Annotated in this window: 21 protein-coding genes; 8 read left to right on the forward strand and 13 right to left on the reverse strand. The window is 70.3% G+C overall.

The features are described 5' to 3' along the window. Nucleotides 1-316: endonuclease/exonuclease/phosphatase family protein (locus tag R6V09_RS18815; RefSeq protein ID WP_317882568.1), on the reverse strand; the 316-nt coding region annotated here is incomplete at its 3' end. A 52-nt stretch (nt 317-368) separates the two neighbouring features. Here R6V09_RS18815 and R6V09_RS18820 point away from each other — a divergent pair. Continuing rightward, a complete protein-coding gene (locus tag R6V09_RS18820; RefSeq protein WP_317882569.1) occupies nt 369-761 on the forward strand; it encodes a nitroreductase/quinone reductase family protein in 393 nt (130 codons plus the stop codon). Between the two features lie 21 nt (nt 762-782). Here R6V09_RS18820 and R6V09_RS18825 read toward each other — a convergent pair whose 3' ends face one another. The 4 genes from R6V09_RS18825 to R6V09_RS18840 all read right to left on the reverse strand — a co-directional run bounded on the left by R6V09_RS18825 (nt 783) and on the right by R6V09_RS18840 (nt 6,104). After that, nucleotides 783-2,258: an aldehyde dehydrogenase family protein gene (locus tag R6V09_RS18825; protein ID WP_317882570.1), complete on the reverse strand. Its 1,476-nt coding sequence runs from the start codon at nt 2,256-2,258 to the stop codon at nt 783-785. Continuing rightward, nucleotides 2,255-3,976, reverse strand: coding sequence for an N-acyl-D-amino-acid deacylase family protein (locus tag R6V09_RS18830; protein WP_317882571.1), 1,722 nt, complete (start codon nt 3,974-3,976; stop codon nt 2,255-2,257). Before R6V09_RS18830 ends, R6V09_RS18825 begins: the two co-directional genes overlap by 4 nt. 121 nt (nt 3,977-4,097) lie before the next feature. Continuing rightward, entirely contained in the window at nt 4,098-5,216 is a 1,119-nt protein-coding gene (locus R6V09_RS18835) for an LLM class flavin-dependent oxidoreductase (protein ID WP_327095936.1), read from the reverse strand. 117 nt (nt 5,217-5,333) lie between these two features. Continuing rightward, nucleotides 5,334-6,104: an SDR family NAD(P)-dependent oxidoreductase gene (locus R6V09_RS18840; protein WP_317882573.1), complete on the reverse strand. Its 771-nt coding sequence runs from the start codon at nt 6,102-6,104 to the stop codon at nt 5,334-5,336. A 180-nt stretch (nt 6,105-6,284) separates the two neighbouring features. Between R6V09_RS18840 and R6V09_RS18845 the strand changes: the two genes are divergently transcribed. Further along, complete coding sequence (locus R6V09_RS18845) at nt 6,285-7,019, forward strand: hypothetical protein (protein ID WP_317882574.1); 735 nt, start codon at nt 6,285-6,287, stop codon at nt 7,017-7,019. A gap of 61 nt (nt 7,020-7,080) precedes the next feature. After that, nucleotides 7,081-7,875 (forward strand): hypothetical protein, encoded by a 795-nt coding sequence (locus tag R6V09_RS18850; RefSeq protein WP_317882575.1) that lies wholly within the window; start codon nt 7,081-7,083, stop codon nt 7,873-7,875. A gap of 40 nt (nt 7,876-7,915) precedes the next feature. On the opposite strand, the gene R6V09_RS18855 is transcribed toward R6V09_RS18850, so the two are convergent. The 3 genes from R6V09_RS18855 to R6V09_RS18865 all read right to left on the reverse strand — a co-directional run bounded on the left by R6V09_RS18855 (nt 7,916) and on the right by R6V09_RS18865 (nt 10,814). Then, the gene (locus R6V09_RS18855) at nt 7,916-8,566 is read right to left on the reverse strand and encodes a response regulator transcription factor (RefSeq protein ID WP_317882576.1); all 651 of its coding nucleotides are present in this window, start codon (nt 8,564-8,566) and stop codon (nt 7,916-7,918) included. An 83-nt stretch (nt 8,567-8,649) separates the two neighbouring features. Next, nucleotides 8,650-9,573: an LLM class F420-dependent oxidoreductase gene (locus R6V09_RS18860; RefSeq protein WP_317882577.1), complete on the reverse strand. Its 924-nt coding sequence runs from the start codon at nt 9,571-9,573 to the stop codon at nt 8,650-8,652. Next, on the reverse strand, nt 9,570-10,814 hold the full coding sequence (locus R6V09_RS18865) for an amidohydrolase family protein (protein ID WP_317882578.1): 1,245 nt from the start codon (nt 10,812-10,814) through the stop codon (nt 9,570-9,572). Before R6V09_RS18865 ends, R6V09_RS18860 begins: the two co-directional genes overlap by 4 nt. 212 nt (nt 10,815-11,026) lie before the next feature. On the opposite strand from R6V09_RS18865, the gene R6V09_RS18870 reads away from it, so the two are divergent. Both R6V09_RS18870 and R6V09_RS18875 read left to right on the forward strand, forming a co-directional pair. After that, nucleotides 11,027-13,984, forward strand: a complete 2,958-nt coding sequence (locus tag R6V09_RS18870; protein ID WP_317882579.1) for an AfsR/SARP family transcriptional regulator — start codon at nt 11,027-11,029, stop codon at nt 13,982-13,984. Between the two features lie 229 nt (nt 13,985-14,213). After that, nucleotides 14,214-14,396, forward strand: a complete 183-nt coding sequence (locus tag R6V09_RS18875; RefSeq protein WP_317882580.1) for a hypothetical protein — start codon at nt 14,214-14,216, stop codon at nt 14,394-14,396. A 77-nt stretch (nt 14,397-14,473) separates the two neighbouring features. On the opposite strand, the gene R6V09_RS18880 is transcribed toward R6V09_RS18875, so the two are convergent. From R6V09_RS18880 to R6V09_RS18890, 3 genes are read right to left on the reverse strand one after another with little or no spacing between them, the layout of a single operon-like run. Then, a complete protein-coding gene (locus R6V09_RS18880; protein ID WP_317882581.1) occupies nt 14,474-14,869 on the reverse strand; it encodes a hypothetical protein in 396 nt (131 codons plus the stop codon). Beyond that, entirely contained in the window at nt 14,870-15,151 is a 282-nt protein-coding gene (locus R6V09_RS18885) for a hypothetical protein (protein ID WP_317882582.1), read from the reverse strand. 20 nt (nt 15,152-15,171) lie between these two features. Further along, nucleotides 15,172-16,752: a FadD3 family acyl-CoA ligase gene (locus tag R6V09_RS18890; protein ID WP_317882583.1), complete on the reverse strand. Its 1,581-nt coding sequence runs from the start codon at nt 16,750-16,752 to the stop codon at nt 15,172-15,174. 98 nt (nt 16,753-16,850) lie between these two features. Between R6V09_RS18890 and R6V09_RS18895 the strand changes: the two genes are divergently transcribed. The 3 genes from R6V09_RS18895 to R6V09_RS18905 are packed head-to-tail and all read left to right on the forward strand — an operon-like array spanning nt 16,851 to nt 19,216. Continuing rightward, nucleotides 16,851-18,014, forward strand: a complete 1,164-nt coding sequence (locus R6V09_RS18895) for a lipid-transfer protein (RefSeq protein ID WP_317882584.1) — start codon at nt 16,851-16,853, stop codon at nt 18,012-18,014. Between the two features lie 18 nt (nt 18,015-18,032). Further along, the gene (locus tag R6V09_RS18900; RefSeq protein ID WP_317882585.1) at nt 18,033-18,449 is read left to right on the forward strand and encodes a Zn-ribbon domain-containing OB-fold protein; all 417 of its coding nucleotides are present in this window, start codon (nt 18,033-18,035) and stop codon (nt 18,447-18,449) included. Beyond that, on the forward strand, nt 18,446-19,216 hold the full coding sequence (locus R6V09_RS18905; protein ID WP_317882586.1) for an enoyl-CoA hydratase/isomerase family protein: 771 nt from the start codon (nt 18,446-18,448) through the stop codon (nt 19,214-19,216). The genes R6V09_RS18900 and R6V09_RS18905 overlap by 4 nt, the downstream gene beginning before the upstream one ends. On the opposite strand, the gene R6V09_RS18910 is transcribed toward R6V09_RS18905, so the two are convergent. Both R6V09_RS18910 and R6V09_RS18915 read right to left on the reverse strand, forming a co-directional pair. Continuing rightward, on the reverse strand, nt 19,213-19,758 hold the full coding sequence (locus R6V09_RS18910) for a hypothetical protein (RefSeq protein WP_317882587.1): 546 nt from the start codon (nt 19,756-19,758) through the stop codon (nt 19,213-19,215). The genes R6V09_RS18905 and R6V09_RS18910 overlap by 4 nt on opposite strands. A 32-nt stretch (nt 19,759-19,790) precedes the next feature. Next, a partial coding sequence (locus R6V09_RS18915) for an outer membrane protein assembly factor BamB family protein (protein WP_317882588.1) occupies nt 19,791-21,071 on the reverse strand: 1,281 nt, incomplete at its 5' end.

The raw sequence follows: 21,071 nt of genomic DNA on the forward strand, positions 1-21,071 counted from the left end.
CGTCTCCGGCGCCCGGCGGCAGCGGCAGTACGGCCCGCTCGGCGACGGGCCAGCGGCTGAGGACGGCGTTGCCGATGCCGACGGTGGGATCGCCGAGGCGCCGCTGCCAGAACCCGGGGTCGTGAGAAGCTCCCCAGGTCCAGTGCATACCGAGTTCACCGGCGAGCCACGCGGCGAGATTCGTCCCCTCCGCGTCCCACACCTCCTGCAACCCGACGACATCGGGCCGCAGTTCCCGCAACACGGCGAGAATCGCCTTCCGCCGGGCCTCCCAGGGCCCGTACCGCCACCACAGATTCCATGTCACCACGCGCACGAGATCATTGAAGACCACGGACGCAGCCAGCCGACAGGAGATCCGGAAACCGATGCCGAGCACCCCCGAGTCCAAGTACCGCACCATCAGCCGAATCCAGCGGGTGCTGAACTCCGTCACCCGCCGCCTCCCCACCCAGACCGTCCTGGAGACCACCGGCCGCGTCTCCGGGCAGCCGCGCCGCACCCCGCTCGGCGGACGCCGTGTCGGCGACACCTTCTGGCTGGTCTCGGAGTTCGGCGAACTCTCCCACTACGTCCGCAACATCAAGGCGAACCCGCGGGTCCGGGTACGGATCATGGGCCGCTGGCACACCGGAACGGCTCACCTCCTCCCCGACGACGACCCCCGCGCCCGCCTGCGCACCCTGCCCCGTTTCAACAGCGCGGCGGTGAAGGCGATGGGGTCGAGCCTGCTGACGGTGCGGGTGGATCTGGACAGGTGAACCGGAGTCTCTTCGGAGTTCTCACCCCGGCCACACGATCGCCTGTACCTCGCTGTACGCGTGCAGCGCGTACGAGCCGACGTCCCGGCCGACGCCGCTCTTCTTGAAGCCGCCGAACGGCGCCTCCATGTTGCGGCCCACCGTGTTGACGCCGACCCCGCCGGCCCGCAGCAGCCGTGCCACACGGAACGCCCGGGCCACGTCCCCGGACCAGACGTAGTCGATGAGGCCGTAGTCGCTGTCGTTGGCGAGGGCGATCCCTTCCTCCTCGTCGTCGAAGGGGACGACCACGACGACCGGGCCGAAGATCTCCTCCCGGACGACCCGCATCTCGGCGCCGCAGTCGGCCAGGACGGTGGGAGCGACGAGGAACCCCGGTCCGTCGGACGGGCGTTCACCGCCCGCGACCACCACCGCGCCTTCCTTGCGGCCCAGTTCGACGTATGACTCGACGCGCTCCCGGTGTGCCGCCGAGATCACCGGCCCGACCACGGTGTCCGGCGCGCGCGGGTCCCCGACCTTCAACCGGCCTGCGTAGACGCCCAGTTGCTCGACCAGCCGGTCGTACACCCCGCGCTGGGCCAGCACCCGCGTCGGCGCCGTACAGATCTGCCCGCTGTAGAAGGAGAAGGTCGTACCGATCCCGGAGACGGCGGAGGCGAGGTCGGCGTCGTCGAAGACGACCGCCGCGCCCTTCCCCCCCAGCTCCATCAACTGCCGCTTCATACCGCGTCCGCACACTTCGGCGATCCGCTGCCCGACCGCCGTGGACCCGGTGAAGCTGACCATGTCGACGTCCCCGCACTCCACGGCCGCCTCCCCGACCTCCACCGCACGCCCGCCCACCACGTTCACGACCCCGCGCGGCACCCCGGCCGCCTCCAGCGCCTCGGCCATCCGGTAGACGGACAGCGGGTCCTGCGGGGCCGGTTTCACGACGACCGTGTTGCCCATGGCGAGGGCGGGGGCGATCTTCCCGGCGGGGTTCGCCCACGGGTTGTTGTACGACGTGATGCAGGTGACGACGCCCACCGGCTGCCGTACCGCGAGGGCCCCCATGACGGCCGCCCGCCCGAACGGCCCGGCCTCGTTGACCTGCGGCGGGATCGCCCACTCGGCGGGTTCGACGGTCGCGTACCGCCGGAACCGGGCCGCGGCGACGCCCACTTGCATACCCCGCGCGGTCCCGGTCGTGGCGCCGGTCTCCGCCTGTGCGAGTTCGGCGTACGGCACCAGCCGGCCACGGACGAGGTCCGCCGCCCGACCGAGGATCGCCGCGCGTTCCTCGGGCGGCGTACGCGACCACGGCCCGAAGGCGTCCCGGGCCGCGGCGGCGGCGGCGAACACCTGCCCCCGCGAGGCCTCCGGCGCCCACCCCACGGTCTCCTCGGTCGCGGGATCGACGACGGCGTAATGCCCGCCGTCCGGCTCGACCCACTCCCCGCCGATGAACAGCCGCTGCCCATCGGCGACTTGAGAGCCGACTTCGGAACTCACCGGGTGCTCACCGTCCTGGTGTCCCGCCCCGACCGCAGCACCCGCCCCGGCACGTTCCCGCTCACCACATCGTCGCGCATGGCCTCGACACCGTTGACCCACACGGCCCGTATCCCGATCGCCTTCGAATCGAGGCGCGGACTGTCACCCGGCAGGTCGTGCACCAGGGTGGCCTTGCCGGCGTCGATCCGCTCCGGGTCGAAGAGCACCAGGTCCGCATGCCAGCCCTCCCGCACCTGCCCGCGCTCCCGCAGCCCGAACAGCCGCGCCGGATCGTCGGTCAGCATCCTCACCGCCTGCTCAAGCCCGACCAGCTTCCGCCCGCGCAGACAGTCCCCGATGAACCGGGTGGTGTACGGCGCCCCGCACATCCGGTCCAGATGCGCCCCCGCGTCGGACCCGCCGAGCAGCACGTCCTCGTGCTGCCAGGTCTCGGCGCGCAGCGCCCAGGAGGCCGGGTCGTTGTCGGAGGGCATCGGCCACAGGACCGTACGGAGTTGGTCGGCCGCGCAGATCTCGACCAGACACTCGAAGGGCTCCTGACCGCGCTCGGCGGCGATGTCCTTGACCACCCGCCCGGTCAGCCCCTCGTTGGCCGCGCTGTACGTGTCCCCGATCACATACCGCCCGAAGTTCGCGAGCCGCCGGAAGACCCCCGCCTCCTTGCTGTTCGCCCGCAGCAACATCTGGGCCCGTACGCCGGGTTCGCGCAGCGTGGCGATCCGCTCGGGCACGGGGAGGCTGAGGATCGGGCCCCACCCGGGTATCAGGTTCAGCGCGCAGAAGGTGCCGAGGGACATGTTCATCGGCGTGAGGATCGGCATGGTCAGCGCGACGACCCGGCCGCCGGCCTTCCGCGCCCGCTCACTGGCGAACAGTTGCCGAGGCACGCGCTCAGGCACAGCGGCATCGACGGTCAACACGTTCCAGTTCAGCGGACGCCCCGCCGCCGCGCTCATCTCGACGAACAGATCGATCTCGGCGTCACTGAACTGATCCAGGCACCCGGCGACGATCGCCTCGATCTGTGTCCCCTCGTGCTCTCCGACGGCCCGCGAGAGGGCCAGCAGTTCCTCCGGGCGGGCGTGCCGGGAGGCGACCGGCCGGCCGTCGCCGTCCGAGTGGGTGGAGGACTGGGTGGTGGAGAAACCCCAGGCGCCCGCGTCCATGGCCTCGTGCAACAGCCGTACGATCTCGGCGAGTTGCTCCTCACTCGGCTGCCCACCCACGGCATCCGGCCCCATCACGTACCGGCGCAGCGCACAGTGCCCGACCATGAACCCGGCGTTGACGGCGATCCGCCCTTCGAGCGCGTCCAGATACTCCCCGAAGCCACGCCAGCTCCAGGGCGTCCCCTCCTCCAGCGCGACCAGCGACATCCCCTCGACCTTGGACATCATCCGGCGCGTGTAGTCGGCGTCCGCCGGTTTCAGGGGCGCGAGGGTGAACCCGCAGTTCCCGGCGGCGACGGTCGTCACCCCGTGGTTGAGGGAGGGCGTCGCGTACGGGTCCCAGAAGAGCTGCGCGTCGTAGTGGGTGTGGGGGTCGACGAACCCGGGGGCGAGAACCAACCCGGTCGCGTCCTCGCTGCTACGGGACTCCTCAGTCACCGTACCGATGACGGCGATACGACCGTCGCGTATCCCGACGTCGGCGGTGAAGCCGGGCGCCCCGGTCCCATCAACGACGGTGACACCTGTGATGACGTGATCAAGCACGAGGGTTACCTCCTCAAACTCCGGCCAGGGGCGCCAACCCAGGGGCGCGGGGCTGTGTCGATTTGCGGCTCTGCCGCGTGGGCGCGACCAGCCCCCACGCACCCGCACCCCGCAACGGCGATTACACGGCAGCCCGGAACCGGGACGTCCGATGCACAGGATCCGTATCGATCTTCGGAATCACGTGCTCCCCGATCAACCGAATCGTCTGCAACGTCTCCTCCTTCGGCACCCCCACCGGCAACCCGAAGCTCAACTGATCCGCCCCGGCCTGCTCCCACCGCTTGCACTGCGTGAGCACCTCGTCCGGATCCCCGCAGATCAACAGCTCCTCCTCCACGAGGAGTTCGACGAACTCCGGCGTGTACTCGGGCAGCGTCTCCGGCCACACGGGGAACCCCTCGGGCCGCGGGAACGTGTCGTGGTACCGGAACACCAGCGAGGGCAGATAGTGCAGCCCCCCACTCGTCGCGATCCGGATCGCCTCGTCGTGCGTGGGCGCACAGATCGCCGTAGTCGTCACCATCACGTTGTCGTTGACGAACGCGCCCACCGGCTCGGCGTTCACGATCGCCGTCTTGTACTGCTCAAGCACCCACTCCATGTCGGAGACCTTCTGGATGCTGAACCCGAGGACACCGAGCCCCTTCCGGGCGGCCATGGCGTACGACGGAGGCGACCCGGCGGCGTACCACATCGCGGGGTGCGCCTTGCCGTACGGCTTGGGCAGGATCTTCCGCGGCGGCAGCTGCCAGTGCTTGCCCTGGAAGCCGACGTACTCGTCCTGGAGCCACATCTTGGGGAACTCGGCGATGGTCTCTTCCCAGATCTCCTTGGTGTAGTTCATATCGGTCACGCCCGGTATGAACCCGAGGATCTCGTGCGAGCCGGCGCCGCGCCCGCTGCCGAACTCGAAGCGGTTGCCGGTGAGATGGTCGAGCATGGCGACCTTCTCGGCGACCTTCACCGGGTGGTTGACCTGCGCGAGGGGGTTGAAGATGCCCGAGCCGAGGTGGATGCGTTCGGTGGCGTGGGCGAGGTAGCCGAGGAAGACGTCGTTGGCCGAGAGGTGCGAGTACTCCTCCAGGAAGTGGTGCTCGGACGCCCAGGCGTACTTGAAGCCGGACTTGTCCGCCTGGATGACGTACTCGGTCTCCTCCATCAGCGCCTTGTGCTCGGCCAGCGGGTCCGTTTCGGCACGCTTGCCCACGTATCCCTGTACAAAGAGCCCGAATTCCAAGGAGGTTCACCGTCCCAAGTCCAGGTGGTCCCTATGAGTGCTACGACTTTCTGACGTAGCGTCAGATTCGTCAATAGATGACGCCCCGTCAGATGAGGTCGGACGCCTCGGAAGACGTCAGAAGACACTGACTCCCGCCAGCCAGCCCCCGTCGATCACGAACGGCTGCCCGGTGATGTAGGAGGAGTCGTCGCAGCTCAGGAAGAGCGCGAGGCGGGCGACCTCCGCCGGCTTCCCGATCCGGCCGAGCGGCACGAGCTTGCGGTACAGCTCGTCGAGGGCCCGGGACATCTCCTCGACGTCGGCGTCCGGGTCGAGTTGGGCCGGGTTGGACATCGCGGTGTCGATGGCGCCGGGGCACATCGCGTTGACCCGTATCCGCCGGCTCGACAGCTCCAGCGCGGCGACGCGGGTGAGCCCGAGGATGGCGTGCTTGGTGGCCGCGTACGCGCCGACGGCCGCCATCCCCGTCACCGCCGTGTACGAGGCCGTGTTGACGATCGTGCCGCCGTCCTCCATCGCCGGCGCCACGGTCTTGATCCCCAGGAAGCAGCCGACCTGGTTCACCCGCACCACCTGCATGAACTCCTCAAGCGGGGTATCCACAAGGGAGTTGAACCGCAGGATCCCCGCGTTGTTGACCAGCCCGTCGATCCGCCCGTACGTCTCCTTCGCCGCCCCCACGGCGGCCCCCCAGTCGGCCTCCTCGCGGACATCGAGGTGCACATAGGACGCGCCCAACTCCTTGGCCAGCGCCTCCCCTTGCTCATCCAGCACATCCGCTACGACGACCTTCGCGCCCTCGGCCGCGAACAGTCGCGCCTCCTGCTCCCCCTGTCCGCGCGCCGCTCCGGTGACCAGAACGACGCGCCCGTCCAGCTTGCCCATGCGGGCCTCCTCGGGATCGGTGGATGCGGGTCATCGTAGCGCCGCATCTGACGAAGCGTCAGATGGAAGGATGGGCGCCTTGCGCAGGAGGGAGGCCTTGCACAAGCACACTTGAAGTGACCGCGGAGTAGGGACATTTGACCCTGGCCATACCTCGGCTTGACTCCAACAATTCCGGGTATGGCAAAGCGGAGATTGCGCAACAGGAAAGTCAGGTATGTCGCGATCGGCGCGGCACTCGCCACCGGTGGAGTGATCGTCGCCCTGCTTCCGTCGGCGAACGCGGCCGACGCGAAGACCCCGGACCAGATCATGACCATGTGCGAGAGGTCCGCGGTGGTCAACGGCGAGCAGCGGTCGGTGGAGGATTTCGGCGGCGCCTTCGCGGACGGTTTCCAGGCCGACAACTGCGATTTCGTCGAGACGAACTTCGAGACCTTCGACGGCCCCACCGAAAAGTCGTCCATCGACTTCCCGAACTGCGAGCCGAACGCCACCGATCCGGCGAAGGTCTCCATCACCTGGTCGTCGACATCGGCTCAGGGGCAGGGCACGTACATCTCCACCCAACAGGGCGCGGCGGGCGGCCTCTTCGGATTCCTCAGCGGTTCCTGGAGCAAGCACAAAGGCACCCTCGACATGACGGTGAAGTCGGCGACGGCCGGTGACACGGAGGCGCGGGACGTGCCGGTCGGCAAGGTGCTCCACATGGAGTTCACGCCGAAGCTGCAGCGCATGACCGGTGAATGGCGCGTGCGCATCGACGCGGATCCCGGCAGTTTCGCCGTGAACCCCTCTCCCGAACAGAACTTCGTGGCACCGGACGTCGTCGAGGGACCGGTCATCCTGCCGGGCGCCGCGGGCGCCCCCGGTGTCGTGGACGGCACCTCCAAGGCGGTCCTGGAGGACTGCTGAGCCTCCGGCCGTACAGCAGGAAACCGCAGCTCAACTCCCTTACACCCCACAGGAGATACCCATGTCCCGGACCGGCCGCAGCAGAAGCCACCGGAGCAAGAAGAAGCGCGTCACCCTGATGCTGGCCCCCGTGGCGGCGCTCGCGGTGATCGTCCCGCTGATGAACCAGGCGAACGCCGCCACCCCGTCCGAAGTGTCCGCCGACTGTTCCGCGGACTCCGACAAGCTGGCCGACTGCGAGTTCGTCGACGTGCAGTTCAAGGCGAACAGCCTCGGACCAAATGAACGCGTCTCCCCGGTGAGCGACAACTGCGGTTCCACGAGCACCGCGACGAAGACCTTCAACGTCAGTACGTCGGTGACACGGACCCTCCAGGTGGAGGAGGGAACCGTCACCGAGGCCGGCACGAAACTCGGGAACTCGCTCTTCGAAGTCGGCCTGGAATTCAGCACGTCGACCATCAACATCACGCGTGACGACAAGACGACCACGCTGGCGTTCAGCCGCACGGACACCGTGCAGGCGGACAGCACCGCCTTCTTCATGTGGTCCGCCAAACACACCGATGTCAGCGGATTCCTGAAGGCCACGTACAAGGACGCGCAGGACGGCCAGACGGTGTTCTTCGCGCCGAGCGAGGGCGCCGCCACCGTGCACGTCTTCTATCCGCAGATCCTGAACAACGGAACGCCCGACGGGCGCCTTTGGCTGCGGAACGTGAAATGTGAAACCACGGCGGCCGACGCAGTCCCGAACTCGACGAAGGCGCTCCAGTCCGAAGAGGCCGGATTCGGTCAGGGCGGCGCCAATGTCACCGATGTGGAAATACCGCTGACGGAGGTCCCGGCACCCTGATCCCCGGAAAGAGATTCCGGCCGGTCTTCCCGGACGGTTCTCAGGTGCGAAGCACGGGCGTGGCTCCCAGCCAGCGCAGGACCGCGTCCGTGCCGCTCCTGGCGTCCAGCTTGGCGTAGATGTTGCTGAGGTTGTTGCGGACGGTCTTCTCGCTCAGCCGTAATCGCTGCCCGATCTGCTGCGCGCCCAGGCCGGTCGACAGCAGCTCCATGATCTGTTGCTCGCGCGGTGACAGCAGCGCGCGCAGCCGCTCCATCGCCTCGTCGGTCGCGGCCATCCGCCGGGCCCCCTCCCGCAGGGCGTCGCAGGCGGTCGGCGAGAGGTAGGTGTGCCCGACGGTGGCCGCCAGTACCGCCGAGGACATCATCTGGGGGCAGTGGTCGCCCTCGACGAGATAGCCCGCCCCGGCCCGGAACACGTCGACCACCGCTTCGGTGTTCTGGCGCGGACTGACCACGATCGCCGGGACGTTCCGGGTGCGGAGCACGTCCAGCAGCCCCGGAAAGGATGCCGCCGGGTCCTCGCAGTGCAGCACGACGACGTCCGCCGTGGTCTCCGCCAGCCCGTGGAAGGGCGGGAGGACATGCACCACACGGTCCACGTACTGATCGTCCGGGTCCGGCCAGTCCTCGTGCGGCCAGGTGACCCCGGCGGAGGCCAGGGCAACTACGAGTCGCTCGGAGGATCGCACTTGGGGGTCCTTCCGCCGGAGCCATGACGTCCGTACGTCCATACATACGCGGCTCGGCGTGACCGTGTTCAAACTGGTTGTGATCAGAGCAGGGGCCCCACCTCGGTGCCGAACTCGGTTATCTGGTCGGTGAGTTCGCCGCGGTCGCGGCAGCGGAAGCGCACCTGGATCTGGTCCACGCCCATCGCCCGGTAGGCGCGGAGGGACTCGGCGAGGGCTTCGGGCGCTCCGGTGAGCGTGCGCCGGCCGACCTCCCACCCCGGTTCACCGACGTACAACGGCTCGGTGATGGCCCCGAACACGAACGGCCCCTGGACGGAGGCCTCTTCGCGCAGTCGCCGGATCCGTTCGATCTGCTCGGACAACCGGTCGCGCGGGTCGCCCTGCGGCAGCCAGCCGTCGGCCTTGAGCGCGGCCCGGCGTACGGCGGCGGGGGACGACCCTCCGACCCAGAGGGGGACGTGCTCCTGCGCGGGGCGAGGCCGTTGCCCGAGGCCCTCGAAGTCGTACAACTTCCCATGATGCTCCGGGAATTCGTCCGGGCCGAGGGCGGCGCGCAGGGCGTCGATCGACTCGTCGAGGACGGACCCGCGCCGCTCGAAGTCGACGCCCAGCGCCTCGAACTCCTCGCGCACATGCCCGGCGCCGACCCCGAGGACCAGGCGGCCCCCGCTGAGGTGGTCGAGGGTGGCGTACTGCTTGGCGGTGATCAGCGGGTGCCGCAGCCCCACGACCGCCACATGGCTGAGCAGCCGGACCCGCTCCGTCACGCCCGCCAGGAAGGCGAGGGTGGCGACGGGGTCGTACCAGATGGTGCTCATCGCGGCGGCGAGGCGGCGCGGGACGCCGACGTGGTCGCAGCCCGCGATGTAGTCGAAGCCGGACCGGTCGGCGGCGCGGGCGATCTCGACGAGGTCGGCGGGGCCCGCGTCGGCCTCCCAGGGTTCGGCGTAGATGGTGCTCTGGGACTGGACGGGCAGCTGGATTCCGTAGCCGAGGCCGGTCACTTGGGGCCCGCCCAGAGACCGTCCGGTGTCAGGCCCAGCAGGTCGATGGCGTTGCCCCGGACGATCCGCTCGACCACGTCCGGCGCCAGATGCCCCATCTGTGCCTCGCCGACCTCGCGGGACTTGGGCCAAGTGGAGTCGGAGTGCGGGTAGTCGGTCTCGTACAACACGTTTCCGACGCCTATGGAGTCGAGGTTCTTCAGGCCGAAGGCGTCGTCGAAGAAGCAGCCGTAGACGTGCTCGGTGAAGAGTTCGGACGGCGGGCGGTGGACCTTGTCGGCGACGCCGCCCCAGGCGCGGTTCTCCTCCCAGACCACGTCGGCGCGCTCCAGGATGTAGGGGATCCAGCCGATCTGGCCCTCGGCGTACATGACCTTGAGGTCGGGGAAGCGCTCGAACTTGCCGCTCATCAGCCAGTCCACCATGGAATAGCAGCAGTTGGCGAAGGTGATGGTGGAGCCGACGGCGGGCGGGGCGTCGGCGGAGGTGGAGGGCATACGGCTGCTGGAGCCGATGTGCATGGCGATGACCGTGCGGGTCTCGGCGCAGGCCGCCAGGAAGGGGTCCCAGTCGTCGGTGTGGATGGACGGCAGGCCGAGGTGCGGGGGTATCTCGGAGAAGGCGACGGCGCGGACGCCGCGGGCCGCGTTGCGGCGGACCTCGGCGGCGGCCAACTCCGGGTCCCAGAGCGGGATGAGGGGAAGGGGGATGAGTCGGCCCTCTGCCTGCGGGCCGCACCACTCCTCCACCATCCAGTCGTTGTAGGCCCGCACGCAGAGCAGCCCCAGCTCGCGGTCGGCCGCCTCGGTGAACGTCTGGCCGCAGAAGCGCGGGAAGGTGGGGAAACACAGCGCGGACTGGACGTGGTTGACGTCCATGTCGGCGAGCCGGGCCGGAACGTCGTAGGAGCCCGGCCGCATCTGCTCGTAAGTGATGACTTCGAGCTTGATCTCGTCCCTGCTGTAGCCGACGGCGGTGTCGAGGCGGGTGAGGGGGCGGTGCAGATCCTCGTACACCCACCAGTCGCCGATGGGGCCGTCGTCGCCCGGCTCGCCCATGACGGGCTTGAACCGGCCGCCGAGGAACGTCATTTCCTTCAGCGGTGCGCGGACTACGCGCGGGCCGGTGTCCAGGTACTTCTTGGGCAGCCGGTGCTGCCAGACGTCGGCGGGCTCCACGGTGTGGTCGTCGACGGAGATGATCGGCGGAAGGGGGGTCGGGGCGGTGGTCTGGGTGTCCATGGCGCTCACGGTAGCGCCGATCTGACGACCCGTCAGCTAGCTGGATACGGGTTCGCCGGGTGCTCGGTTGTGTGCGGATCTGTGCGTAGGCCGTGTGAGGGGCTTGTGATATCCCGCGCGGCCTCGTGTGAGCGGTGTCTCCGAGAGCTGACGCATCCGCCGCGGACAAGGCAAACTGTCGTAGTTATCAGGCTTGCCTAGGGGGAACGGCGATGGACGGTGGACCGCGAGTACCGGAGCAGCGAAGCCCTGCCTCCGGCTCGGACGAGTCGACGGCGCTGCGGTTCAGCGTGCTCGGTCCGGTACGTGCCTGGCGGGGCCCTGTTTCGCTGCCCATGGGCTCTCCCCAGCAACGCTCCCTGCTGGCCGCGCTGTTGCTGCGCGAGGGCCGGACGGCGACCGCCGGCGAGCTGATCGACGCCCTGTGGGGCGACGACCCTCCGTCGCAGGCGCTGGCCGCGGTGCGGACGTACGCGTCCCGGCTGCGGAAGACCCTGGACGCCGGGGTCCTCGTCAGCGAGTCGGGCGGGTACGCCGTACGGGGACTGCCCGAGGGCGCGCTGGACTCGGCGGTGGCACAGGACCTGGCGACCGAGGCGGAGAAGGCGAAGTCGGCGGGTGACCTGTGCCATGCGCGGGATCTGCTGGGCCGGGTGCTGGCGCTGTGGGACGGGGAGCCGCTGGCCGGACTGCCCGGCCCGTACGCGGAGGCGCAGCGGGTCCGCCTGGAGGAGTGGCGGCTCCAACTCCTCGAATCCCGCCTCGACATGGACCTGGAACAGGGCTGCCACGCAGAGGCGGTCAGCGAGCTGACGGCGGTCACGGCGGCCCACCCGCTCCGGGAGCGGTTCCGCGAACTGCTCATGCTCGCGCTGTACCGCTCCGGCCGCCAGGCGGAGGCCCTCGCCGTGTACGCGGACACCCGGCGGCTGCTCGCCGACGAACTGGGCGTGGACCCGCGCCCGGGCCTGCGCGAGCTCCAGCAGCGCATCCTCCAGGCGGACCCGGCACTGGCCGAACCCTCCGCCCCCGCGGCGGAGACCGTGCCGGCACCGGTCCGCCCCCACCAACTCCCGGCGACGGTCCCGGACTTCACGGGCCGCGTGTCCTTCGTGTCCGAACTGAGCGATGTCCTGGCCTCGGCCGAGGGCCGCGTGATGGCGGTGTCGGCGCTGGCCGGCATCGGCGGTGTCGGCAAGACGACCCTCGCGGTGCACGTGGCCCACCAGGCGCGATCCGCCTTCCCCGACGGCCAGTTGTACGTCGACCTGCAGGGCGCGGGCTCCCGCGCCGCCGAGCCGGAGACCGTACTGGGCGCGTTCCTACGCGCGTTGGGCACCGCGGACTCCGCGATACCGGACTCCCTGGAGGAACGCTCGGCGCTGTACCGGTCGGTGCTGGACGGCCGCCGGGTGCTGGTGCTGCTGGACAACGCACGGGACGCGGCCCAGATCAGGCCCCTGCTGCCGGGGACGGAGGGCTGCGCCGCACTGGTCACCTCCCGGGTCCGGATGGTGGACCTGGCGGGAGCCCATCTCGTCGACCTCGATGTGATGTCCCCCGAGGAGGCCCTGCAGCTCTTCACGAAAATCGTGGGCGCCGAACGGGTCGCCGCCGAGCGGGAATCCGCCCTGGACGTGGTCGCGGCCTGCGGTTTCCTGCCGCTGGCGATCCGGATCGCGGCATCGCGGCTGGCGGCCCGTCGTACCTGGACGGTCTCGGTGCTCGCCGCGAAACTCGCCGACGAACGACGGCGGTTGGACGAACTGCAGGCCGGCGACCTCGCCGTGAAGGCCACATTCGAGCTGGGCTACGGCCAGTTGGAGCCGGCCCAGGCCCGCGCGTTCCGGCTGCTGGGGCTGGCCGACGGCCCGGACATCTCGCTGGCGGCTGCCGCCGCGACGCTGGACCTTCCGGTGGAGGAGACGGAGGACGTGCTGGAGTCCCTCGTCGACACCTCGCTGGTGGAGTCGGCGGCGCCGGGCCGGTACCGGTACCACGATCTGGTGCGGCTGTACGCGCGGTCGTGTGCGGAGCGGGACGAGTCGCCGACGAGCGGGACGGCGGTCGCGCTGTCCCGGCTGCTGGACTTCTATCTCGCCACCGTCTCGGGCGTCTACCTGATCGAACGCCCCGGGGACCGGCTGGTGGACCACCTGGAGCGCACCGCGCACCCGGGGCTGACGTTCGCGGACCGGCACGCCGCGCAGGACTGGCTGTACTCGGAGGCGATCAGTCTGCTCGCCTGCGTACGCCAGGCCGCCCACACGGGCACACTGCGCCGGGCCGTGGACACCCTGTGGGCGGCCTGCGACCTGGCGGAGTCGGGGACCAACTCCAAGGAGTACGAGGCGGTCGCCGGGCGACTGCGGGAAGTGGCGCGGGAGTCGGGGGACCTCCGCTCCGAGGGCCGGGCGCTCCTGACGCTGGCGTTCGTGCACCACGTCTCCGGCAGCCGGTTCGACGCCGCCGTACAGGAGGCCGAGCAGGCCACCGAGTTGGCGGAGGCGGCCGGGGACCGGCTCACCAGCTGCTGGTCGTCGAACGCCAGCGGGGCGATCGCGATGTACCAGAGCCGCTACGAGGACGCCGAGCAGCACTTCACCCGCGCCATGGAGAACTTCCGCGTGGTGGGAGACCGCCCGGGAGAGGCGAGCGCCCTCTGCAACCTGTCGCGCACCCACCTGGCCACCGGCCGGACCGAGAGCGCGGTCGCGCTGGCCCAGCAGGGCACCGCGATGTACGACGACATGGAACACGACCTGAAGGGGGCCAACGGCCGCTACGCGCTGGGACTCGCGCTCGCCCGGAGCGGGAAGCTGGCCGAGGCGACCGAATGCCTCCAGGAGGCCCTGCGGGTGTTCCGGGACAGCCGGCAGCGCCTGTGGGAGGGCATGACCGTCTTCCGCCTCGCCGAACTCGACCTCACCGCAAGGCGGCCCGCGCAGGCGGCGTCGAACGCCGAGACGGCCCTGACGCTGCTGCGCGGCGTCGGCGGGGACTGGCGGCACGGCAACGTCCTCACGGTGCTCGGCCGCGCCCTCACCGGGATCGGTCATCTGGACCGGGCCCAGGTGTGCTGGCGTGAGGCACTGGACATCTTCGAGGCGCTGGGGGCACCGGAGGCGCACGAGGTGAGGGCCCTGCTGACGCCGTCCGCCGCCGCCTGAAAGCGCCGGTTCGCGGAGCCGGTTCGCGGCGTCCGTAGGGGCGTTCATCGTTCGTTTATCGCGGCCAGGCAGTCTCAACTGTGTCAGGCCGTCGCGTCGGGGGGCAGGCGGAACGACACAGGGGCCGGGCCTCTAAGGTGAACCGGCCCACAAGATCCGTCCGGCGGCCCTCGGGGGAGTTGCCGGACGGATCTTGTTCCAGTCACCGCACAACACAGGGGAGCGCAAGATGAGCGACGACAACAGCACCGACAACATCCACGTGACGGACGAGCCGCTCACGGTCGCCGGCGACACCGGTACGGCCACCACGGACAACATCCACGTCACGGACGAGCCGCTGACGGTCGCTTCCGGCGACACCGGCACGGTCACCACGGACAACATCCACGTCACGGACGAGGAAGCCTGACCGGCCTTCCGCCAGACGGGGGATCGGCCGCGGCGGCACCGAGGGGGAGCCGTCGCGGCCGATGTGTGTCTTGGGGGCTAGAGGCCTCTGACCGCCACCCGCGGCGGGCACAGTTTCCGCAGGCCGTCCATGTCGGACGTGTACAGCACGACACCGCCCGGCTGACGCCCGGCGACGACCGCGAGGGCGGCGTCGATGGCGTATTTGTGGCCGTGCAGGCCGGTGTCCTTGAGGAGGCTGATCGCGGCGTCGGCGACTTCCCGTGTCACGGGTTCCACGACGATGCGGGACGTCACCCAGCTCCAGGCCTCACGTCGGACATGGCCGTGGTAGGCCTCGATCAGGGTCATCGAACTGGTCACCACCCGAAGCCCCTTTTTGTGAGCGGCTGCCAGCAGCGCCGTCATCCCGCGATCCCGCAGCGCCGCCCGCGACAGTCCTTCGCTGTCCAGCACCAAGCAGTCGAGTGCCATTCAGCCCGCCATCGGAAGCTCGTGGTGACCGGACGCGGCAGGTCCGTCGAGCCGGCGTTCGACATCGCTCAGCTCGGCCTCCGCCGCCGCCAGTTCCTCCGGGGTGAGCGGCCCACCGCTCTCCTCCTGCATCCACGCGACCAGCTCCCCCAGCCGATCCCGCTCACGCTGACGCTCGATGGCCCTGGTGACATACGCGCTGAACCCCCCGCTTCCGACCTCCCGCCGAATCTCCTCTGCAAGCTCCTCCGGAAGCGTGACGGTGTACTTCTTCGTTGCCATACCAGTCACCATACCGCTCGTCACAACCCCCGCAATTCCCCCTTGACCACCTTCCCGCTCGCATTCCGAGGAAGCTCCCCCACAAACTCGACCACCCTCGGAACCTTGTAGTTGGCCATCTCGCGCCGGGCCCAGGCGATCAGGTCGTCGGACGTGAGCGTGACCCCCGGCCGCCGTACGACGTACGCCTTCCCGACCTCCCCGAGCCGTGCGTCCGATACGCCGATCACCGCGACGTCGGCCACATCGGGATGCAGACCCAGCAACTGCTCTATCTCCGCCGGGTACGCGTTGAAGCCGCCGACGATGAACATGTCCTTGATCCGGTCGGTGATGCGGAGGTTGCCCTCGCCGTCGAGGACGCCCACGTCACCCGTCCGCAGCCAGCCGTCCTCGCCCAGGACCTCCGTCGTCGCCGCCGCGTCCTCGTAGTAGCCGCGCATCACGTTGAAGCCGCGGACCAGCACCTCGCCCGGGGAACCGGCAGGGGCCTCCACCCGGACCTCCGTGCCCGGAATCGCCCGGCCCGACGTCGACGCGATGACCGACGGATCGTCCCCGCGCCGGCACATGGTGACGATGCCGCTGGCCTCCGAGAGGCCGTACGCCGTCAGCACCGTCCCCACGCCCAGCTCGCCCCGCAGCCGCTCCACCAGCCGCAACGGCACCACCGCCGCACCCGTGACCACGAGCCGCAGCGCCGAGAGGTCGTGCGCGTCGCGGGCCGGGTGGTCGAGGAGGGACTGGTGGAGAGTGGGCGGGCCCGGGAGCACCGACACCCGTTCCGCCGCGATGTTCGCGAGCACCGTGTCCACGTTGAACACCGGCTGCGGGATCATCGTCGCGCCCCGCATCAGACAGGCGATCACGCCCGCCTTGTAGCCGAAGGTGTGGAAGAGCGGGTTCACGATCAGATAGCGGTCGCCCCGCCGCAGCCCCGCGAGGTCGCTCCAGATCTCGTATCCGCGGAGTGTCTGCGCGTGTGTGATCACCGCGCCCTTCGGGCGGCCCGTCGTGCCCGACGTGAAGATGATGTCCGAGACCGTCGAGCCGTCCAACTCCCGCTCCCGCTCCCGCACTTCCGCCGCGCCCACACCCTCCCCGCCCGCGAGGAAGTCCTTCCAGGTGCGGAAGTCGGCCGGCGCGTCATCGGCGAGGACCACGACCTGCTCCAGCGCCGGGAGTCCGGGCAGGGGACCGTCCCCGGCCCCCTCGCCCGCCGCCCGGCGCAGCGACGCCACGTACGACGTCCCCAGGAACGTCCCGGTCACGAACAGCAGCCGCGCCCCACTGCCGCGCAGCACATACGCCGCCTCGGTCCCCTTGAAGCGTGTGTTCAGCGGCACCAGTACCGCGCCCGCCGACACCGCGCCCAGCGCCGAGACGATCCAGTCAAGCGAGTTCGGCGCCCAGATGCCCACCCGGTCGCCGACCTCGACACCGGCGGCGAGGCAGGCCGCCGCCGCGCGTTCCACCCGGGCGCCCAGTTCGGCGTACGAGATCCTCGTCCGGCCGTCCACGACCGCCTCGGCATCCGCGTACCGCTCGGCGGCCGACCGGATCAGGCCCGGGATGCTGCCCCACTCCACGTCTCCGCGCATGAACGGCCTCCCTGTTCCCGGTAGCTGACTGTCCGTCAGATTAGCTGTAGCCTGACGCCCTGTCAGCAGCCCCGGTGTCACGCGGAGGTGCACAGAGCATGGCCGGACAGAGCACGGCCGGACTGAAGGACGCGACCGCCGTCGTCGGCATCGGACAGACCTCCTTCGCCAAGCAACTCCCCGAGGACGAACGGACCTTGGCCTGTCGTGCCGTACTCGCCGCCCTCGACGACGCGGGCATCTCGCCGGGCGAGGTCGACGCCCTCGCCTCCTACACGATGGAGGAGACCGACGAGGTCGAGCTCGCCAAGGCGGTCGGCTTCGGAGACCTGACCTTCTTCAGCAAGGTGGGCTATGGGGGCGGGGGTTCGTGTGCCACCGTCGCGCATCTCGCCACCGCCATCGCCGCCGGGCAGGCGACGGTGGGTGTGGCCTGGCGGTCGCGGAAGCGCGGCAGCGGGGCGAGACCCTGGACCAACACGGCCCGCCAACTCCCCACGCCCGCCCAGTGGACCCGCCCTTTCGGACTCCTCCGGCCGGCGGACGAAATAGCCATGCTCACCCGCCGCTACATGTACGAGTACGGCGCCACCCGGGACCACTTGTTCAATGTCGCCCTCGCCTGCCGGAACCGTGCCAACCAGAACCCGGCCGCGATCATGTACGACCGCCCGCTCACCCGCGAGATGTACATGACCTCCCGCTGGATCAGCGAACCCCTCTGCCTCTTCGACAACTGCCTGGAAACGGACGGGGCGTTGGCCTGCGTGGTCGTCTCCCGCGAGCGTGCCCGGGACTGCCGGCGCACCCCGGTCCACATCCACTCCGCCGCCCAGGGCCTCCCCGCCCAGCACCACGGCATGGTCAACTACTGGAACGACGACCCCCTCACAGGACCCGCCTGGACCGCCGCCCGACACCTGTGGAAACACGCCGACTTCACCCCGCAGGACGTCGATGTCGCCCAGATCTACGACGCGTTCACCGCGCTCGTCCCGCTCTCCCTGGAGGGCTACGGCTTCTGCGGAAGGGGGGAAGGCGGTGCCTTCACGGAGGGCGGCGCCCTCGAAATCGGCGGCCGACTGCCCCTCAACACCAGCGGCGGCGGGCTCTCCGAGGCCTACGTCCACGGCTTCAACCTGATCAACGAGGGCGTACGGCAGTTGCGCGGCACCAGCACCGCCCAGGTCCCGGACGCCGCCACCTGCCTGGTGACGGCGGGCGAGGGCGTCCCCACCTCCGCCCTGCTGCTCACGAAGTGAAATGAGGAGTCGACCGCCATGCTCACTCCGCTCACCGACACCGACGGCGCCCCCTTCTGGCAGTACGCCCGCGCCGGCGAACTCCGCGTCCAGACCTGCGCCGACTGCGCCGAACCCCGCTTCCCGCCCCGCCCCTGCTGCCCCCACTGCCAGTCCTTCGCGAGCGAGTGGCGGCAGGTGAGCGGGCGCGGGCGGGTGTGGTCGTACGTCTTCCCGCATCCGCCGCTGCTGCCCGACTACGCCGCCGTCGCGCCGTACAACGTGATCGTGGTCGAGCTGGTCGACGTCCCCCGGATCCGGCTGGTCGGGAATCTCGTCAGCGAGGCCGGGGCCGCGATCAACTCCCTTTCCCCGGGCCGGATCCGGATCGGGGCGCGGGTGCAGGTCGTGTTCGACGCGGACGGGCTTCCGCAGTGGGTTCTGGAGCGGTCATGACGCTCCGGATCGCCGCCGACAAGGACACCGGTGTCGCCGTCGTCACCCTCGACCGGCCGCACAGACTGAACGCCGTCGACCTCGCCACGGCCGCCGAACTCGCCGCCGTATGGCGGGAGTTGCGGTTCGACGACACCGTACGGGCCGTCGTCCTCACCGGAGCCGGGGAACGTGCCTTCTGCACCGGACTCGACCGGGACGCGGTCGTGCCGCAGCCCAACTCGCCCTACATGCAGGACGATCCGCTGCTGCGCATCGGGCCGAAGGCCAACGACCTGTGGAAGCCGGTCGTCTCCGCCGTGGCCGGGATGGCCTGCGGCGGGGCCTTCTATCTGCTGGGCGAGAGCGAGTTCGTCGTCGCCGATCCGACCGCCGTGTTCTTCGACCCGCACACCACCTACGGCATGGTCAGCGCGTACGAGTCGGTGCTGATGGCACACCGGATGCCCTACGGCGAGGTGGCGCGGATGATGCTCATGGGGACGGCCGAGCGGATCTCGGCGCAGCGCGCGTACGAGATCGGGCTGGTGTCCGAACTTGCCCCGCCCGGCGGGGCGTTGGAGGCCGCCGTGGCCTGCGCGACGGTCATCGCCGGGTATCCGACCGAGGGTGTCCAGGGCACCGTGCGGGCGTTGTGGGCGGCGAAGGAGGCGGCGCGGGCGCAGGCCTACGCGCAGGCGCCGCCGCTCATCGCGCTCGGGAATCTGCCCGACGAACGGCAGGCGGAGCTGTTCGCCGGGCGGCAGCGGGAGTACCGGCTGCGTTAGGACGAGACGTCGGCTTCCCGGTCCACTTCACAGTGGTCGACCGGGGTGGAGGTGTCGCCCACGGGGACGCGGACGGTCGCCTTGCCCTTGGCCGGGACCTGGACGCCCGCGAGGTTGTAGTCGACCTCGGTGTTCTCCGCGTCCAGGAAGGTGACGTGGACGGCGAAGCCGGCCCTGCGGCTGTTCGGGTTGCTGACCTCGACCGTCGCGTACCGCCTCTTCGCGGTCGCACAGCTCACCAGGTTCGCCGTACCGTCCAGCAGGCTGCTGGTGCCGCTGCCCGAGGAGGCCGTGGAGTCGGGTGTGGAGCGGTAGTTGGGCCGGCGGGTGTACGAACTGCCCCCGGACGAACCACCCGACGTCGACGATGTCGACGTGTCGTGATCCTGACTGGAGCTGCTGCACCCGCCCCCTCCCCCGCCGCTCCCATGACCGTGACGGCTGCTGCTGCTGTGGTGCCGTCCGGTGGAGAAGCCGGTGAGGGTGAGAACCGTCAATGCCAGTACTGCCGTGAATCTGAGCCTGCGCCCCCGCGTTTGCATCCGATCATGGTACCGACCTCAACGGGCGCCGCTCACGCGGTCCTTGCGGTGCCCGTCCCCTTCTCCGCGTCGAGGGCGTACACGCAGCGGTCCTTGCTGCACGCGTACACGACACCGTCCCTGACGACCGGTGCGCCGGTGATCTCGCCGCCGGTCGCGAGCTTCCAGCGGAGCCGGCCGTCGTCGGCCTTGAGGGTGTAGAGGAGGTGGTCGGTGGAGCCGAAGTGGATACGGCCCTCGGCGACGGCGGGGGCGCCCACGATGTCGCCGCCCGCCTGGAAGCGCCACTTGGGGGTGCCGGTGACCGCGTCGAGCGTGTAGAGGCCCTTGCCGCTGCCGACGTGGACGTGCCCGGCGGCGACCAGGACAGGTTCGATGGAGGCGCGTGGCTCGGTCGCGATGCGCCAGCGGTCGCGGCCGTCGGCGGCGTCGAGGGCGTAGACCGTACCGAGGTAGTCGGCGAGGTAGATGCCACCGCCGGTCACCGCCGGGCCGGGGGCGAAGGTCGGCGCGCAGAGGAACACCGCGGGGGCCTCGAAGTGCCAGCGGACCCGGCCGCTCGCCACCTCGACGGACAGGACCCGGGTGCCGGCCGCGACGTAGACGTGACCGTCCGGGGCGGCGGTGACCCGTACGGGTACGCCCCCGCAGGAGGCCGCGTCGCCGATCGGGTACGCCCAGCGCTCGTCACCCGTCCGGGCGTCCAGGGCGCGCAGCCGGGCGTCCTGCCACACGTACACGGTGCCGTCGTGCAGCGCCGGGCCCGCCTCCGGGGACTCGAAGTCGGTCTGCGCCCCGCTCAGCTGCCAGAGTTTCTGTCCGGTGGACGCCTCCCAGGCCTGCACTCCGCCGCCGCGGGTGCCGGTCACGACGGTCCCGCGCTCGGCCTTGAGGGAGTACACCCAGGCTTCGGTGGACAGCCGCCACAGGTCACCGCCCTCGCGGGCGTCCAGGGCGAAGAGGGTGGGGCCGTCCGAGGCGTGGATACGGCCGTCCGCGACCGCCATCGACCAGGCGACGTCCCTGGTCTTGAAGGAGCGGCGGCCGGTCTGCACGTCCAGGGCGTGCACCTCGAAGGAGGTGACGTAGACGAGGTCACCGGCGACCGTCGGGGTGCCCCAGACGTCGTTCGACATCCGGAACCGCCAGGGGCGCCAGCCGGACGCGGTCTCCGGGGGCAGCGGGGGCGGTACGGGGACAGCAGGGCCTACGGCGGCGTCGGTGCCGTTGACGCCGGGGCGGGGCCGGGACCAGGAGGCGACGAGGCCGGCTTCCGGAGGGGGTGCCTTCACGGCGGCGGCGCGGGCGTCGGC

The sequence above is a fragment of the Streptomyces sp. W16 genome, assembly GCF_033194735.1.
Lineage (GTDB): Bacteria > Actinomycetota > Actinomycetes > Streptomycetales > Streptomycetaceae > Streptomyces.